Annotated in this window: 14 protein-coding genes and 1 pseudogene; 10 read left to right on the top strand and 5 right to left on the bottom strand. The window is 69.2% G+C overall.

Annotated elements, in window-relative coordinates; genetic code table 11:
* Window positions 1–114 precede the first annotated feature (114 nt).
* Window positions 115–399: a GntR family transcriptional regulator gene (locus AOK01_RS14220; protein ID WP_245702246.1), complete on the bottom strand. Its 285-nt coding sequence runs from the start codon at window positions 397–399 to the stop codon at window positions 115–117.
* A 33-nt stretch (window positions 400–432) separates the two neighbouring features.
* On the opposite strand from AOK01_RS14220, the pseudogene AOK01_RS45010 reads away from it, so the two are divergent.
* Together AOK01_RS45010 and AOK01_RS45005 are read left to right on the top strand one after the other, a co-directional pair.
* Window positions 433–786, top strand: a pseudogene (locus AOK01_RS45010) (VOC family protein); the annotation flags it as partial.
* A gap of 27 nt (window positions 787–813) precedes the next feature.
* Window positions 814–1,314 carry a RidA family protein gene (locus AOK01_RS45005; protein ID WP_055511469.1) on the top strand — a complete coding sequence of 167 codons (501 nt, stop codon included), beginning with the start codon at window positions 814–816 and terminating at the stop codon, window positions 1,312–1,314.
* Between the two features lie 353 nt (window positions 1,315–1,667).
* On the opposite strand, the gene AOK01_RS14210 is transcribed toward AOK01_RS45005, so the two are convergent.
* Both AOK01_RS14210 and AOK01_RS14205 read right to left on the bottom strand, forming a co-directional pair.
* Window positions 1,668–2,069 (bottom strand): PAS domain-containing protein, encoded by a 402-nt coding sequence (locus tag AOK01_RS14210; protein WP_055511432.1) that lies wholly within the window; start codon window positions 2,067–2,069, stop codon window positions 1,668–1,670.
* Between the two features lie 232 nt (window positions 2,070–2,301).
* Window positions 2,302–3,048, bottom strand: coding sequence for an IclR family transcriptional regulator (locus tag AOK01_RS14205; RefSeq protein WP_079103409.1), 747 nt, complete (start codon window positions 3,046–3,048; stop codon window positions 2,302–2,304).
* Between the two features lie 189 nt (window positions 3,049–3,237).
* Here AOK01_RS14205 and AOK01_RS14200 point away from each other — a divergent pair, with 189 nt between their 5' ends.
* The 7 genes from AOK01_RS14200 (at window position 3,238) to AOK01_RS14170 (ending at window position 10,830) form a co-directional block, all read left to right on the top strand.
* Window positions 3,238–4,353, top strand: a complete 1,116-nt coding sequence (locus AOK01_RS14200; protein WP_055511427.1) for a CapA family protein — start codon at window positions 3,238–3,240, stop codon at window positions 4,351–4,353.
* A 135-nt stretch (window positions 4,354–4,488) separates the two neighbouring features.
* Complete coding sequence (locus AOK01_RS14195) at window positions 4,489–5,670, top strand: M20 family metallopeptidase (protein WP_055511467.1); 1,182 nt, start codon at window positions 4,489–4,491, stop codon at window positions 5,668–5,670.
* Between the two features lie 108 nt (window positions 5,671–5,778).
* Window positions 5,779–6,201, top strand: a complete 423-nt coding sequence (locus AOK01_RS14190; RefSeq protein ID WP_107099813.1) for a carboxymuconolactone decarboxylase family protein — start codon at window positions 5,779–5,781, stop codon at window positions 6,199–6,201.
* Between the two features lie 237 nt (window positions 6,202–6,438).
* Window positions 6,439–7,359: an NAD(P)-dependent oxidoreductase gene (locus AOK01_RS14185; RefSeq protein ID WP_055511423.1), complete on the top strand. Its 921-nt coding sequence runs from the start codon at window positions 6,439–6,441 to the stop codon at window positions 7,357–7,359.
* Window positions 7,360–7,563: 204 nt separating this feature from the next.
* Window positions 7,564–8,622, top strand: coding sequence for an NADH:flavin oxidoreductase/NADH oxidase (locus AOK01_RS14180; protein ID WP_055511465.1), 1,059 nt, complete (start codon window positions 7,564–7,566; stop codon window positions 8,620–8,622).
* 38 nt (window positions 8,623–8,660) lie between these two features.
* A complete protein-coding gene (locus tag AOK01_RS14175; RefSeq protein ID WP_079103408.1) occupies window positions 8,661–9,962 on the top strand; it encodes an MFS transporter in 1,302 nt (433 codons plus the stop codon).
* 64 nt (window positions 9,963–10,026) lie between these two features.
* Complete coding sequence (locus AOK01_RS14170) at window positions 10,027–10,830, top strand: alpha/beta fold hydrolase (RefSeq protein WP_055511420.1); 804 nt, start codon at window positions 10,027–10,029, stop codon at window positions 10,828–10,830.
* A gap of 358 nt (window positions 10,831–11,188) precedes the next feature.
* On the opposite strand, the gene AOK01_RS43530 is transcribed toward AOK01_RS14170, so the two are convergent.
* Both AOK01_RS43530 and AOK01_RS14160 read right to left on the bottom strand, forming a co-directional pair.
* Entirely contained in the window at window positions 11,189–11,473 is a 285-nt protein-coding gene (locus AOK01_RS43530) for a hypothetical protein (protein ID WP_157871303.1), read from the bottom strand.
* 1,018 nt (window positions 11,474–12,491) lie between these two features.
* Complete coding sequence (locus AOK01_RS14160; RefSeq protein ID WP_055511416.1) at window positions 12,492–13,484, bottom strand: LacI family DNA-binding transcriptional regulator; 993 nt, start codon at window positions 13,482–13,484, stop codon at window positions 12,492–12,494.
* 327 nt (window positions 13,485–13,811) lie between these two features.
* Between AOK01_RS14160 and AOK01_RS14155 the strand changes: the two genes are divergently transcribed.
* Entirely contained in the window at window positions 13,812–15,530 is a 1,719-nt protein-coding gene (locus tag AOK01_RS14155; RefSeq protein WP_055511414.1) for a discoidin domain-containing protein, read from the top strand.
* Window positions 15,531–15,702 lie beyond the last annotated feature (172 nt).

Here is a 15,702-nt window from a genome sequence, read left to right as displayed (position 1 = left end):
TGGGATCGGCGGGATACGGCGAGCTCGCGTCCGGCCCCCGCGCGGAAACGGACGCGCGTCTGCCGGTCGCGCAGAGGAGGCCGGCCATCGGTATCACCCAGGACCCCGATCGGTTCAGCCGGCTGAGGAGTCCTCGTGTTCACGCTGCCCGGCGGTGGCACGCTCGGCGAACAGGGCACCGGCCAGGCCCTCCAGCGCGGATGGCGCCTCCAGGAGCGCCTTGGCGTCCAGGACCGTCAGCTCGGTGACGACCGGACCATGACTGGGCACCGTCGTCACCAGGCCCTCGGACTCCAACTGCCGCCGGACCTCACGGACAACCGTCCGGGAGACCTCGTACCGCGCGTAGAGCAGTGCCACCGACTGCTCAATGCGCGCCGTGAACCGTGAGCGGATCAACAGAAGACAGTTTGCTTTGAGGAGTACTCATTTATGCGTGTGGACCACTTCGACCACATCGTGCTCGTTGTTCGTGACCTTGATGTGACGACCGACTTCTACACCCGCGTCCTCGGTATGGAGTCCGTGACGTTCGGCGGCGGGCGGCGGGCGCTGGTCTTCGGCTCCAGCAAAATCAACCTGCATCAGGCGGGGAGGGAATTCGAGCCCGGGGCCCACCGGCCCACGCCCGGCAGTACCGATGTCTGCCTGATCGTGAACCAGCCGATCGACGACGTCGTGACCGAACTCGGGCGACTGGGCGTGGACGTCGAGGAAGGGCCGCTCCGGCGAACAGGGGCGAGCGGACCCATCACCAGCGTCTACGTTCGTGACCCTGACGCCAACCTCGTGGAGGTCAGTACGTACTGGGGCATGGGTACGGTGGAGAAGAGGATCGCGGCACTGGGCTTGAGGCTGCCCGAGGTCGTGCCGCCGCTGGCCACGTACCAACCCGCCGTGCGCTCCGGTCGGTATGTCGTCACCTCCGGCCAGTTGCCCATGGTGGACGGCGTGATGCCGGTCACCGGCAAGGTCGGGACGGAGGTGGGTGCGGAGCGGGCGAAGGAACTCGCGGCGGTGAGCGCACTCAACGCGCTCGCCGCTGTGAAGTCCGTCGTCGGTGACCTCGACAGGATCGTGCGGGTGGTGAAGGTCGTCGGCTTCGTCGCCTCCACGCCGGACTTCACCGGCCAGCCGGGCGTGGTCGACGGCGCGAGTGAGCTGCTCGGGGATGTGCTGGGCGACAAGGGTGTGCACGCCCGCTCCGCGGTCGGGGTAGCCGTGCTGCCCCTCGACGCCCCGGTGGAGATCCAGGTCGAGGTTCGCGACCAGGAGCCGTCAAACGGTTCGCCCCCGTGTCCCAGCCGTCGATGAGTTCGGGACGACGCTGGAGGTGGGCAGGTCCGCGGCGGAGGGCGCGGACGAGGGGTTTCACAGCAGCGGTGGTCGTGCGCGGCGGTGAGCGGCGGGTCCGGTGCGGTACGCGCGATCGGCGCAGCCGCGTCGCGCGGTTACCCGGATTCCTGGAGCCCGGCCCAGATGGTCTTGCCGTCGGGGGTGTAGCGAGTGCCCCAGCACTCGGTGATCGATCGCGGCCCCGTCGGCCAGTCCCGGTACCGCGCCCTCGGCCAGTTCGTCGGAGGTGCGGGTGAGGTCCGGTGTGGTGCCGACCCGCTCGTGCGCGGCGCTCCTCAGCTCCAGACGGGCGCGCACCCGGACCCGGCCCGTCACGTCGTGGGGCCGGCGCCACCACTCCCAAGCCGGCCCGACGCGCGGTTCATCCTGAAGGCCGAGTAGGACATCACGTGCTCGTGGTCGCGGTTGTCCAGCAGACGGCCTCTGACCTCCCGCTCGACCACCGCCTCGCCGGTGTCCCGGATGGGGATCAGCTCCCGCTCGATCGCGCGGGCGTCGAATCCGGGCGCCACCCCGGCGAAGGGCCACCCCAGCAGTGCGTCCGACGGCACGCCCAGCAGGTCGCCGGTGGCGAGGCTGTACCGCACCAGCCGCAGGTCGTCATCGAAGACGTAGAGACTCACCGGTGAGGCACTGAGCAACGTCTCCAGGGCCTCCCGGCCGATATCGAGATCGTGGTCGTGAGCGTCATGATCCGAGGACCTTTTGCCCATGCCACCATTACGTCCCGGTATCCCGGCCCGGTGCCCCGGTGCCCCGGTGCCCCGGTGCCCCGGTGCCCCGGCGTCCCTGGTACCGCCGCCAGGCCTGACATCCGTGCCCGTGCGGGAGGGGCGCGATTCAGGCCCGGCTCGGCCAGGTGGCCTCGCGGAGGCGCGTCGTAGAACGGCGCAACCCTCGGCGTAGGGGTGGGCGCACGCCTCGGGTCCGGTGAGCGGGATCCGCTCAGGCGGACGAGATCAGCTTGCCGATCTCGTCCGCGGCCGTGACGACGAGCTGCGCCAAGGCCTCTTCCCGCGCCTCGTCGTAGCGCATCTGCGGTACGGACAGGGTGAGTCCTGCGATGGGCCGACCGGAGGGATCCGTGATGGCCGAGGCGATCGAGGCGACGTGCGGACGGAACCACCCGGACACGTTGAGCGCGTACCCGCGCCGGGCGCTCCGGGCGATCTCCTCCCGGAGTTCGTCGGAACTCGGCACGGGGGACTGCGCGAACTCCTTGAGGTCGTGCTCCAGCAGTTCATCGACCTCGGCGGGCTCAAGGCGCGACATGATCGCAGCGCCCGCCGAAGTGGCCCGGAGCGGCACCCGTGTTCCTACCTCCAGGAACACGCGGACCACTTGAGTGCTGTCCTGCGTCGCGACGATGACGTAGTCCGCTCCGTCACGCAGGCCGAGCTGGACCGTCTCGTCGGTCTCGGCGGCGAGGCGTTTGATGACCGGCACCGCCAGGTCTCGCAGGTCCTGTTCGCCGGCACCCCGGAGCCCGATGGCGAGGACCTTCATCGTCACGCCCCACCGCGCGTGCGCACGGTCGACGATCCTCAGCCAGCCGGCCTGCTGGAGTGTGACCAGGCACCGCTGGACCGAGCTCTTCGGGATCTGCGTCACGCGCGCCAGTTCCGACACGCCGATCGGCTGTCGCATGGCGACTTCTTCGAGGACGCGCAGTGTGCTGAGAACGCTGTTCATCGACCGAACGCTGCTACTCGGTCTGTCCTGCTCGGTCACGTCTCTGCCGCCTTCCGGCTCGCCGCGCGTCGGGCAAGGAGCGTACCACCCTCAGCACAGCCATCTCGCATCGTGGCACGGAAACTCTTGCCGCAGGGGGCGGGGTGAGCTACATTGTGGCACGGCGTATCGCATAGAGGAACGAGTGTTATGGACCTGACCATCGTGGGGGACGTAGTCGTATCGGGACTGCCGCGGCGTCGGACGGTGGAGCCGGCCCGCCCCGGGGAATCGGCGTTCGGCCTTCTGCGCGGAGGCGACCTGACGATCGGCAACCTGGAAGTGCCGCTCACGGAGTCCGGGGAGCGTGCCGAGAAGCTGGTCGCGATGCGGGCACCGGCCTCAGGCGCGGCGGAACTGGCGGAACTCGGCTTCGACCTGGTGTCGCTGGCCATGAACCACGCCATGGACTACGGGGCCGACGGCATGCGCGACACGGTGCGTGCGCTGGACGCCGCCGGAGTCCTGCACGCCGGATTCGGAGAATCGGTCACCGAGGCGACCGGCCCCCGGGTGGTGTCTGTCGGCGAGAGGACCCTGGCCTTCTTCAGCTTCTGCTCCGCCCTTCCGCTGGGCTACAACGCGACCGCCGACCGGGCGGGAATCGGCGCGATCCGGGTGCGCCAGAACTTCGAGTTCGACAGCCGTTTCCTGGACGAGACGCCCGGCACACCGCCCTTCGTGCACTCCACGGCACACGAGCCGGATGTTCGCGCGGCCGAGACCCTGATCCGTGAGGCCAAGGAACGCAACGATGTCGTGGTCGTCGCGCTGCACTGGGGCGTGCCGTTCTGCTACCTGCCGGCGGCCCAGGGGCCGCTCGCGCAGTACCAGCAGCCGTTGGCGCGGCGGCTGGTCGACGCGGGAGCGGACCTCATCATCGGTAGTCACCCGCACTGCCTTCATCCCGTCGAGTTCTACGGGAACGGGCTGATTCTCTACTCGACGGGCAACTTCGTCTTCGACTGGTGCGACGGGTGGAGCCCGGACTCGATGGTCGTGCGGGAGGACGCGCACCCGGCCGCGCCCTATCAGCCGGCGCTGTTGCGGGGCCCGTGGTACGAGAGCGCGGTGTTCCGCGTGCGGCTGGGTGAGGCGGGTGGGCCCGAGCTTCGCGTCGAGCCCATCGAACTCGACTCGGACAGCCAGCCGGTCATGCCCCGGCCGGAGGTGGCGCGCTCGATTCTCGCTCGGTTCGCGAAGGAGTCGAGGGAACTGGACCCGTCCGTCGTGGTCGACGCCGACGGGTCTGTGCGGGCGCGGTGACTCACCCGGGCCGAGAAGGGGCGTTCCCGATGCTGCCCGGTCCTGTCGCCAGGCCCTCCGCCGTCTGACCGGGGGACGCGACTTCGAAGCCGTGCTGGGCGGCAACATCCTTCGACTGCTGAAAGAGGTATGGCGATGACTGACATCAACGAGCGCGTCAAGCGCGAGTTCGACAAGAGGCTGGACTCGGTCACCGAACTCTCGCACAGGATCAATAGCAACCCCGAGCTTGCCTTCGAGGAGCACGAGACGTCGGCGTCGATCGTCGCGGCTCTGGAGCACGACGGCGCGTTCACGGTGGTGAAGGGGGTGGCCGACCTGCCGACGGCGTTCGTGGCGTCGGCGGGCTCCGGTGACCTGGTCCTCGGGATCTGCGCGGAGATGGACGCGCTCCCCGGCATCGGTCACGGCTGCGGTCACAACGTCATCGCCGCGGCGGCTGTGGGCGCCGCCCTGGCACTGGCTCCGTTCGCCGACGAACTGGGTCTGACGGTACGGGTCTTCGGCACACCTGCCGAAGAGAGCGGAACCGGCAAGGAGATCATGGTGAACCGCGGTGTCTTCGACGGGACACACGCGGCCATGATGGTTCACCCGACGCTCAAGGACGTCGTCACCCCGGTACTGCGCGCTTCGCGCTCCTGGCGGATCACCTACACAGGTCGAGGGGGGCACGCGTCGCGGCCGTGGAGCGCACTCAATGCCGCCGACGCGACGGTCCTCGCCCAGACCGCTGTCGGGCTGCTTCGGCAGCAGTTGCGTGACGGCATCAGGGTGCACCACGTGGTGCGGGAGGCGGGGGCGGCCGTCAACGTCATCCCGGACCACGCCGTGGTCGACTGCATGATCCGCTGCGACACGATCGCCGAAGTCGACGAGGTCTGGGAGCGGGTGCGGCCGTGCTTCGATGCCGGAGCCGTCGCCACCGGAACCGGCGTGGAGTACGTCTCGCTGCCGTCCGTCTACCGCGAGTTCCGCCACGACCCGGACCTGGCTCCCCTCTTCCAGAAGAACGCCGAAGCGGTCGGACGGACGTTTCCGGACTACCCGGACAAGATGTTCGGCTCGACCGACATGGGCAACGTGTCACTGCGGATTCCCGGGATCCACCCCATGCTGTCGTTCGATCTCCCGCCCGAGGCCGGGAACCACACCGCCGCGTTCGCGGCCGCCGCGGGCGGCCCGGAGGGCGACCGGTTCGTCCGCGACGCCGGTCTGGCCATGGCGCTCACGTTCGCGGACGTCGCACGGTCCGAGCCCGTCCGCACGCGCCTGCTGAAGAGGTCCACCGAGACTGACGCGGCGTCAGGGAACTGACCGGAGAGGTCACCCTGGCGATGGAGAAGGCGGGCGAACTCGCCTGACACGCCCTATATCACAGTATTGCTGTATTCGTCATCAATGACCGAAGGAGCGCCCCTGCCCATGAGCACTGTCAAGGAACCGCAGAGCTACATCGACGACATGGCGCGCACGAGAGGCTATGTCCTCGACTACCACAAGGTGATGGCCAAGCATGATTTCGGCGTGCTGCAGGCCGCCAACGACCTCGTCGGTGCCGCCTACCTCGACCAGAGGGCGCTGGACCGCAAGACGAAGGAGCTCATCTTCATCGTGAGCCTCACGGTGATGCGGGCTTCGAAGGGGCACATCCAGAGCCACATCAGGGTCGCTCTCGACCTGGGGGTCACCGCGCAGGAAATACTCGAAGCGATCGAGATCAGCCTGCCCGAGGCCGGTGTCGTCGCCTTCCAGGCCGGCTTCGACGCCTGGCGCGAGGTCGTCGGCGCCGACGGCCTGGAACCGACCGTGCAGGCCTTCCAGGGAGGGTCAGGTGCCGGCGCCTGACATCCCGGCGCCCCGGAGCCGCCCGCGTCAGTCACCACGCCGTGGTGACTAGGCCGTCCTCGCCGGCCCGCCCACGGATCCGGCACGGTCGCGTCACCATGGCCCCGTCTGTCCGGGCATGAACGCGTTCGCCGGTGATCAGCGTCGTGAATCCCTTCCGGCGGCCGGGCCGTCAGCAAGTGTCGGGGCGGCCGGCTCCCAGGCCGCCCCGAAACCGACAAGGAGAGTAGGACAGTCATGCCGGACACAGTCACCTTCATCGGACTGGGCACGATGGGGCAGCCCATGGTCCGCAACCTCGCGCGATCCGTGCCGGTGGCGGTCTACGATGCCGACCCCGATGCGATCGCCGCCGCCGCCAGGAACGACGGTGTGACGGCGTTGGCGAGCCCCGTCGACGGAGCCGGAGCCGGTGCCGGAGCCGGTGCCGACACCGTGATCCTCATGCTGCCGAACAGCGCGGTCGTCGAGCGCGTGCTCGGTGATCCGGGAACCCCCGGAAGCCTCGCCTCCCATGTGCGGCCGGGCACGCTCGTCATCGACATGGGTTCCTCGGCGCCCCGGGCGACACAGGAGCTGGCCGATCGGCTCCGGGAGCGCCAGGTGGCGATGATCGACGCACCGGTCTCCGGCGGCCCGCGCAAGGCCGCCACCGCGGAGCTGACGATCATGGCCGGTGGGCCGGTCGCGGACTACGAGCGGGCCCTTCCCCTGCTGCGCGCGATGGGCACGTCGGTGACCCATGTCGGCCCGACCGGGTCCGCACACGCGTTGAAGGCCCTCAACAACCTGCTGTCGGCCATCGGCCTGGTCGGGGCGCTCGAAGTGCTCACCACGGGAGCCAAGTTCGGTTTGGACCCCCGGACCATGCTCGACGTCATCAACCGGTCCACGGGCCGTAACCAGTCGACCGAGGTCAAGATCGGACCGGAGGTGCTGGACGGACGTTTCCAGGTCGGGTTCTCCCTCCCCCTGACGGTCAAGGACATCACCAACGCCCTGGACCTGTCGACATCGCTGGGCCTGTCGCCAACGGTGTCGCAGGCCTGTGTCCAGTTCTGTCGGACAGCGCTCGCCGACCTCGGCGAGGAGAACCCCGATCAGTCGGAGATCGCCCGCCACCTGGCGAAGGCGACCGGCGTCGACCTGACCCGGTAACCGCACCACCACCTCAAGCGGGTCATCATCTCGGCCTGGCGCTCCCACGAGCGACTGTGTCCGGGGTGCAGACCGCAGGCCTACTCCCGACCTGGGGTGTTGTGCCGCGGGACCTGGCTTGCCCAATGCAACGACCACTGCGAGTCCTGTGTGTCTCAGGAAGTGAGTTCCCCTGTGTCCAGTACAGCTTTCACGGGCCCCGAGATGAGTCCCCTGCACCTGCGGGACGTCACGGTCGCCAACCGTGTGTGGATGTCCCCGATGGCCCAGTATTCCGCGGCGGCGGACGGCAAGCCGACCGACTGGCACCTCGTGCACTACGGGGCGCGAGCGGTCGGCGGAGCCGGGCTGGTCATGATCGAGGCCACAGCCGTCGGGCCGGCTCACCGGTGCACGACGGCGGACCTCGGAATCTGGAACGAAGAGCAGGCCGCCGCGCACCGGCGTCTGGCCTCGTTCATCTCCGAGCAGGGTGCGGTTCCCGCTATCCAGCTGCAGGCCGCGGGCCGTAAGGGGTCGCACCAGCTGCCCTGGGTCGGGCTGGGCCAGAACGACCCGGTGAGCGTGGCTGACGGCGGTTGGGAGACGGTCGCGCCGTCGACAGTTCCCTTCGGGAACCTGAGCCTTCCGCAGGAGGCGAGCCACGCCGACATCGACGAGGTCGTCGCGGACTTCGCCCACGCGGCCGAGATGGCTCACCTGGCGGGATACCAGGTGGCCGAGATCCAGGCGTCGCACGGATACATCCTCCACGCGTTCCTCTCTCCCCTGTCCAACCACCGGACGGACGAGTTCGGCGGAAGCCTGCAGAACCGGATGCGCTTCCCGCTGCGCGTGGCCCGAGCCGTTCGGCAGGCCTTCCCGGCGGAGAAGCCCGTCTTCGTCCGCATCACGGCCACGGACTGGGTCGAGGGCGGCGTCTCCATCGAGGAGGCGGCGGCATTCGCCAAGGAACTGGCCGCCGTGGGCATCGACTTCCTCGACGTCACCTCCGGGGTGCTGGTGCAGGACGCGCAGGCCCGGCCGCCGGTGCGTGAAGGGGTTCACGTCGAGTTCGCGGAGACGCTCAAGCAGGCCTCGGGGCTCCCGGTCGCCCCGGTCGGGCAGATCGGCGACCTGTCGCTGGCGGGCGAGGTCGTGGCGAGCGGCCAGGCGGACGCGGTGCTGATGGGACGTGCTTGGCTGCGCGATCCCTACCTCGTCCTGCGCCACCGGCGCGACGACCCCTCGTCCTGGCCGAACCAGTACTACCGCGCCCTGTGAGATCAGAGTCGCAACCGGAGATATGAGGGGAAAATCTGATGACAATCACACGCCGCGCTGCCGGGGACCGTAAGGCCGGCAGAGCGTACGGCACGAGGACACAGCACGTACCAGCGGCGCGCGGTTCGGCCCGCGGTCCGGGGAAGGGTGCCTTCCTCGCTGTAGCCGCCGTCTTCATGCTCTTCCTGGCCGCTTCCAGCGCGCCGTCGCCGCTCTACGTGATCTACCAGCAGCAGTGGCATTTCGCGGCGTGGGCGCTGACCGTCGTCTTCGCCCTGTACGTGTTCGGTCTGCTGGCCACGTTGCTCACCGTGGGAGGACTGTCGGACCACCTCGGCCGCCGGCCGGTACTCGCTGCCGCGATCGCACTGGAGGTGGTCGCACTGGTCCTGTTCCTGGTCGCCGGGAACGTGTTCGTCCTGTCCGCCGCACGGATCCTGCAGGGCATCGCGACCGGGGCGGCGACCACCACCCTGAGCGCCATGCTCGTCGATCTCGAACCCTCGCGCGGGCGGGCAGGCGTCGTCACCTCCATAGCGCCCCTGAGCGGACTCGCACTCGGTGCTCTGGGCAGTGGCGCGCTGGTGCAGTTCGCCCCGTCCCCGACCCGGCTGGTCTACGCACTGCTGCTGGCCGGAATGGCGGCGGCAGCGGTGATCGTCGCCCTCACCCCCGAGACGTCATCCCGTCGGCCGGGCGCCGTCGCCTCCCTGCGCCCTCGGGTCGCGATGCCCGCGCACCTGCGAGCGGACCTTGTCCCACTGGTGCCGGCGGGGATCGCCGCCTGGGCACTCGCCGGGATATACCTCTCGCTCGGCCCGTCCGTCGCGGCCCAACTGCTGGGACTGGACAGCCACCTGATCGGCGGTGTCGTCGTGACCCTCCTGGCGGGCACCGGAGCGGTCGCGATCAGCCTGCTCCGCTCCCGGCCGGCGTCCTCGCTGCTGGCCCCCTCGTCCGCACTGCTCGCGCTCGGCACCCTGACATCGCTCGCCGGAGTGACGCAGGACCTCGCCTGGCTGGCCGCCGTCGGCACCGTCGTTTCGGGTATCGGCTTCGGCGCGTCGGTGCTGGCGACCTTCGGCACCTTGGCCCGCGTAGCCGAGCCGCATGAGCGCGGAGCCGTGTTCGCCATGGCGAACGTCATCAACTACCTGGGAAACAGCGTGCCTTCCGTACTCGGGGGAATCGCCGTCACCAACATCGGTCTGAGGCCGGCCGCCGAGATCTCCGCGCTGGCCATCGTGGTGATCGCTTCGTCCGCCTTCGTGCTGCGCCTGAACCAGGTACGGGTGAAGCGCCACGCGGTCATGGTCCCGCGGAGCGTCCCGTGCAACTGAGGTGCCGAACAGCGTCACCGCACCAGCCCGTAGGTTTCTTCGCTATTCTCAAAAAGGAGACATTGTGACTACCGCACACAGGACCAGGCAGAACCTTGAGGTGCAGCGGGGGGACCACACGACCATCCGGTACACGGTCAGTGGCCCGGCCACGGGGCCGGTCCTCGCGCTCATCCACGGATGGGGATGCAGCCGGAACGACTTCGACGCGGTCACCGATCATCTGCCCGACACCTACCGCGTTCTCGCGATCGACCTCGCTGAGCACGGCGAGTCGCGGTCGACGCGGGACGTCTGGACGATCGAGGAATTCGCTCGCGACGTGGCCGCCGTGCTGGAAGCCGAATCGGTGGACACGGCGGTCGTGGCCGGGCACTCCCTCGGCGGGGCGGTCGCCGTCGAAGCCGGCCGACAGCTCCCGGACACGGTCTCGCACGTGGTCGCCCTCGACGCGCTGCACTACCTGAGCCTGTTCCCGGCGCAGAGCGATGAGCAGACCGAGGCGATGAAGCACATGTTCCGCGAGGACTTCGCCGAAACGGTGCGGGGCCTGGTCGAGGGAGGCTCGCCCGCCGGGACCGACCAAGCCCTCAAGGACACCTACTTCGAGAAGATGGTCGCCGTACGGCAGCCCGCCGGCCTCCGGGCCATCGAGGGGCTGGTGCACTGGGACATGGACGCGGCGCTGCGTGAGACGAAGCAGCCGATCACCGTGTTCGCGGTACGAGAACTGACAGACCAGGAAGCGATCGACCGCTACGGGGACCGTTTCGACATCACCCTCGTCGACCTGGGCAGCCACCACTTCCAGGTGGAGTCGCCCGAGGGCACGGCACAGCTTCTGGCGGGGGTGGTGGGCCGCGAGTAACCACAGGGGTACCGCCACCCACCTCTCCTGGATCTGGATCACGGCGAAGAACCCGCTGAGACACGGTGTGGGCCACGGGCGGACCGATGGACCACCCCGTGCCGAACGGGCGGGGCACAACCGCCGTCACCGGCCACGAGCGCGAGCACGATCAACTTGCTCTTCGCTCCGAGACCGCGCGGCGGCGCTCGCGTTGCCCGTAGACCGACGGCCGTAGACCGACGGAACTCTCGCTCCCACCCGCTCGGCGACGCCTCCGCCGTCGGCAGACGCGGTTTGCGGCTTCCACGGCAAAGGCGGTGGCCGACCGTATCGCCGTGCGGGGGACGGCCCGCGTCCCGGTTCCCGTGGCGCGACGTCAGAGCAACTCCAGCAGGGCGGACGCGACCTCCTCCGGGCGGTTCAGCAGGGCCATGTGTCCACCGGACGCCATGCGCGGCCCGGTACCGATGCTGATCGCCGGGTGTTTGTGCTGCTCATGGGGCTTTGCCTGGTCCGGAGTGCGGTTGGAGCTGCAGGTTGGGCTGGGTGCGGGGGAGTTGCGTTCGCTGCAGGGCTGGTTGCGTGCGGATCCTGTGGTGTGCCGGTCTGTGGTGGTGGAGGTGCGGGGTGGTGTGCCGGGGCCGGGGGAGATGGTGATCACGGACAGATCCCGCACCCTCGGCTCGCGCGGCAGCCCTCGCCCACCTGGCCCGCTTGCCAATGCCACGAACGCGCTCGATTCCACGGCCGACCGCACGCGGAGAGAGGGCGGACGGGTGCTGCGAGCGGTCGGCAGCGAGTCCGAGGCGCACCTTGGCTTCGCCGGCCTTCCTCAGATGCTCCGCCCGGTGCATGGTGAGCTGGACAGCCTGCCGCCACGGCAGCGCTCCGCGCTCCGGACCGTCCCGGGGCTGGACGAATGCACAGAGACCCCCGATGGCATGCTCGTCGGCCTGGCCGTTCTCACCTCCGACGACCCGGCCCTGATCGGCAGGGCCCCGCTGGCCACCGGGCAGCTCATGACCCTGCGCCCGAACCACGCGGCGGCCTTCGCCCTGCTGACCCACGTCGCCGACGAGGCGGCAGCCACCCCACCCACTCGCCTCGCGTGCTGGACGCGCTCGCCGCGGCGGCGGTGGTCCGCTACTACTCCGCGAGGAGTCCCAGCAACAGCGGATCGAGGACCTGCTGCCCGCCATGGAGGACTCCGGTGTCGGGGGCGCCAACCCCTCGCCCTCGCGCGTCGGTCGAGTGTGGAGAGGTATCTGATTCGTGGGGGGGGCAACGTCAAGGTGTGCGTGCAGGCGACACTGAACCGTGTGGCATGACGCCCACGGTCGTTCGAGGCGTGTGCCCGCTCCCGTCACAACTGAAGAGACTCCTGCCGGCCTGGTGCTTGCGCAGGGCCTGAGCGCGTTGGGTACCCCCGCTGCTGCTTGCGCGCGGGGTACGCCGGGCCTTGTGGAAAGCGCATGGTGTGTCGGCCAGGGGGCGCCCTCCGGTCTCGGACCGGCCGGTGAAGACGGCGGGCGGACTGGAGCCGGGGCGTAGCGGGTTCGGCTCCAGTCCGCGGGATCTGGGCGGCGTGCGGTTTCGCAGAGGTGGTGGAACCGAACCCTGCCAGGGGGTTGTTGCTCGAAATGGGCACGCTGCAGGGGGTTTCGGGATCAGTCGCGCGATCAGGTCGATTCGCGTACCACGAGTTCATTCGGCATGATCACCGGGTCTGTGGGCCCGCCGTCTATCAAACTGAGGAGCAGGTGGACGGCCGCGGTCGCCTGGTCCGCCATCGGGCTGCGTACCGAGGTGAGTGCGGGGCTCGTGTAGGACGCGGCCTCGATGTCGTCGAAGCCGATCACCGCCACGTCCTCGGGAACGCGTCGGCCCGCCTTCTGGAGGGTGCGCAGGGCTCCGATCGCCATCAGATCGTTGGACGCGAACACTGCGTCGAGGTCGGGATCGTCCTCCAGGAGTTGGCGCATGGCTTCGGCGCCGGAGACTCTCGTGAAGTCGCCCAGTGCCACGATCGAGCGACGGCCGGTGTCTCGCAGTGTCTGCCGGTAGCCGGCGAGGCGCTCACGCGCCTCGTAGAGTTCGAGCGGTCCGGTGATGGTGGCGATCCGGCGCCGGTCGCGCTCCAGAAGATGACGTACGGCCAGTGCCGCTCCGCCGGCGTTGTCCAGCGCCACGTACGGGACGTCCTGTGCGGAGGTGCGGTTGAAGGACACGACGGGCAAACCCTGCCGGGCGAGCGCGGCCGGCAGGGAATCCGTACCGTGCAGGGCGACAAGGAGCACGCCGTCCACGTGTCCGCCGGCGATGTACTGCACCACCCGGGTCCGGCTCTGGTCCGATTCCGCGAGCATGAGCACGAGCCGTTTGCCCGCCTTCTCCAGCTCTCTGCTGACGGCGCGGACCACAGCGGAGAAGAGGGGGTCGTCGGAGACGACTCCCTGTGGTGGGTCGGAGACCACCACGGCGAGGGTGTCGGTGCGGCGGGTGACGAGGTTGCGGGCCGCCCCGTTGGGTACGTAACCCAGTTCGTGCACCGCGCGCATGACGACGTCTCGGATCTCCGGGGCGACCGTCGTCTCGCCGTTGATGACGCGGGAGACGCTCGATTTGGACACGCCCGCCCGGGCGGCGACCACTTCCAGAGTGGGGCGTTTCATACCCGTCCGTCCCCTGTGGCGCCGCCCGGGCTCGTGCGCGGGGCGGGTTTTCTCATCAGGGCGACCTCCGGCTCAGCGTCATGACGTTGCAAGCAGCGTATCCGCAGGCCGGGGCGTCATGAGCATGTCCAAGAGCCCCTCGCCACCTGCGCCGTCCTCGGACCGACAGCGCGGAGCGGGCGTCGTGAGGGACCGCTCCCTGGAAAAGTCGTACGCGTTACACCACTATTTTTCCAAGGTGAAACTGCCCTTGACAGCCTTCACGCACGCCTCCATTCTCCCCTTCAGGGAGCGCTCCCTCACTCGCCCCCACTTGAGGAGTCGCCCATGCGCGCACTGCTGCGTCGTTTCGCCTTATTTCTGACACTCGCGGCCTCACTACTCACTTTCATCGCTCTCCCCGCCCCTTCCGCACAGGCTGCGGAGTTCCTGCTCTCGCAGGGAAAGACGGCCACCGCCTCAAGTACCGAGGGGGACTTCAACGCTCGGAGCGCCGTCGACTCGGATCCCGGGACCCGGTGGTCCAGCGCCTTCGCCGATCCGCAGTGGATCCAGATCGACCTCGGGGCAAGTGCCGAGATCACCCGGGTCGTCCTCAACTGGGAAGCCGCGTACGGCAGGGCGTTCAGAATCGAGGTGTCGAGCGACGCGCAGAGATGGACCACCGTCCACCAGACGGCCACGGGCACGGGCGGCACCCAGAACCTGGCCGTCTCCGGGACCGGCCGCTATGTGCGCATGTACGGCACGGAACGTGCTACCCCCTACGGCTACTCGCTGTGGGAGTTCCAGGTGTACGGCACCGCCGGCGGTTCCGGCGGAGAGCCGGGCCGACTGCTGTCCTACGGCAGGCCGGGCGCGGCCTCCTCCTCCCAGAGCGACGGGAACTGCTGGGAGTGCACACCGGCCAGGGCGTTCGACCGGGACCCGGCCTCCCGCTGGGCCACCAGCTCCACCACCGGATGGACCGACCCGGGCTGGATCTCCCTCGACCTCGGCGCGACGGCACAGATCGACAAGGTCGTCCTGCAATGGGATCCCGCCTACGCCAAGTCCTTCCAGATCCAGGTCTCACCGAACGGCACCGACTGGACGCCGATCTACTCGACGACGTCCGGTACGGGCTTCAAGCAGACACTGACCGTCTCCGGCTCCGGCCGCTATGTGCGCATGTACGGCACGGAACGTGCTACCCCCTACGGCTACTCGCTGTGGGAGTTCCAGGTGTACGGCACCGGCGGGGACCCGATCACGCCCCCGCCCCTGCCGAGCGACCCCGCGAACCCGCCGCGGCTGGTGTGGAGCGACGAGTTCGACGGCGGCGCGGGCGGCAAGCCCGACGCCTCGAAGTGGCGGGCCGACCCGGGCACCGGGCCGAACAACGAGCTGGAGTACTACACCGATCAACGCAACGCCTCGCTGGACGGGTCGGGACACCTGGTGATGGAGGCCCGCAAGGAGGCCACCGCCGGATCGTCGTGCCCGCGTGACCCGTTGAGCGGCAGCACCACCTGCCAGTACACCTCGGCGCGGATGAACACCGGCGCGACGTTCCAGTTCACCTACGGGCGCGTCGAAGCACGTATCAAGGTGCCCAAGGGCAACGGCCTGTGGCCCGCGTTCTGGATGATGGGCGCCGACTTCCTGACGGGCCGGCCGTGGCCGTACAACGGCGAGATCGACATCGTGGAGGTCCTCGGCAAGGACGTGAAGACCGCGTACTCGACCGTCCACGCGCCCGCCTACAACGGCGGAGGCGGAATCGGTTCGCCGTACACCCTGCCGGGGAACGCCGACTTCTCCGACGATTTCCACACCTGGGCCGCCGACTGGAACAGCAAGGGCATCACCTACAGCCTGGACGGCCGGACCGTCTTCTCCCTCGACAAGGACCAGGTGGAGCAGACTCGCGGGCCGTGGATCTTCGACCACCCGCACTACATGATCCTCAATCTCGCGGTCGGCGGTGACTGGCCGGGCCCGACGGACGTCGGCACTCCCTTCCCGTCCAAGATGCTCGTCGACTTCGTACGGGTCTATCAGTAGTCCTCGGTTCCCCGGCCGACGACCGAGCCCCGGCCACCGCGGCGGTCGCTCGCGGGCCGCTCCGCCCGTCCCTCGGGCGGAGCGGCTCTCCGGCAGGAAGCAGCTCCTCTGCCCAGTCCCTTCACCCCCCCGATGTTCGTGAGGAAGTGAGATGCGCAGATATCGCGTCCCT

It is taken from the genome of Streptomyces aurantiacus (genome assembly GCF_001418335.1).
GTDB classification, from domain to species: Bacteria; Actinomycetota; Actinomycetes; order Streptomycetales; family Streptomycetaceae; genus Streptomyces; species Streptomyces aurantiacus.
The sequence above is the reverse complement of the archived record's forward strand: the minus strand, read 5'-3'. Positions and strand labels throughout refer to the sequence as shown.

What these genes read in the sequence shown, in the direction of transcription:
- AOK01_RS14185 (WP_055511423.1), top strand. Translation starts at nt 6,439, where the DNA reads ATGCCGGACACAGTCACCTTCATCGGACTGGGCACGATGGGGCAGCCC.
- AOK01_RS14205 (WP_079103409.1), bottom strand. Translation starts at nt 3,048, where the DNA reads ATGAACAGCGTTCTCAGCACACTGCGCGTCCTCGAAGAAGTCGCCATG.
- AOK01_RS14195 (WP_055511467.1), top strand. Translation starts at nt 4,489, where the DNA reads ATGACTGACATCAACGAGCGCGTCAAGCGCGAGTTCGACAAGAGGCTG.
- AOK01_RS14210 (WP_055511432.1), bottom strand. Translation starts at nt 2,069, where the DNA reads ATGGGCAAAAGGTCCTCGGATCATGACGCTCACGACCACGATCTCGAT.
- AOK01_RS14175 (WP_079103408.1), top strand. Translation starts at nt 8,661, where the DNA reads ATGACAATCACACGCCGCGCTGCCGGGGACCGTAAGGCCGGCAGAGCG.
- AOK01_RS14200 (WP_055511427.1), top strand. Translation starts at nt 3,238, where the DNA reads ATGGACCTGACCATCGTGGGGGACGTAGTCGTATCGGGACTGCCGCGG.
- AOK01_RS14160 (WP_055511416.1), bottom strand. Translation starts at nt 13,484, where the DNA reads ATGAAACGCCCCACTCTGGAAGTGGTCGCCGCCCGGGCGGGCGTGTCC.
- AOK01_RS14190 (WP_107099813.1), top strand. Translation starts at nt 5,779, where the DNA reads ATGAGCACTGTCAAGGAACCGCAGAGCTACATCGACGACATGGCGCGC.
- AOK01_RS14155 (WP_055511414.1), top strand. Translation starts at nt 13,812, where the DNA reads ATGCGCGCACTGCTGCGTCGTTTCGCCTTATTTCTGACACTCGCGGCC.
- AOK01_RS14180 (WP_055511465.1), top strand. Translation starts at nt 7,564, where the DNA reads ATGAGTCCCCTGCACCTGCGGGACGTCACGGTCGCCAACCGTGTGTGG.
- AOK01_RS45005 (WP_055511469.1), top strand. Translation starts at nt 814, where the DNA reads ATGGGTACGGTGGAGAAGAGGATCGCGGCACTGGGCTTGAGGCTGCCC.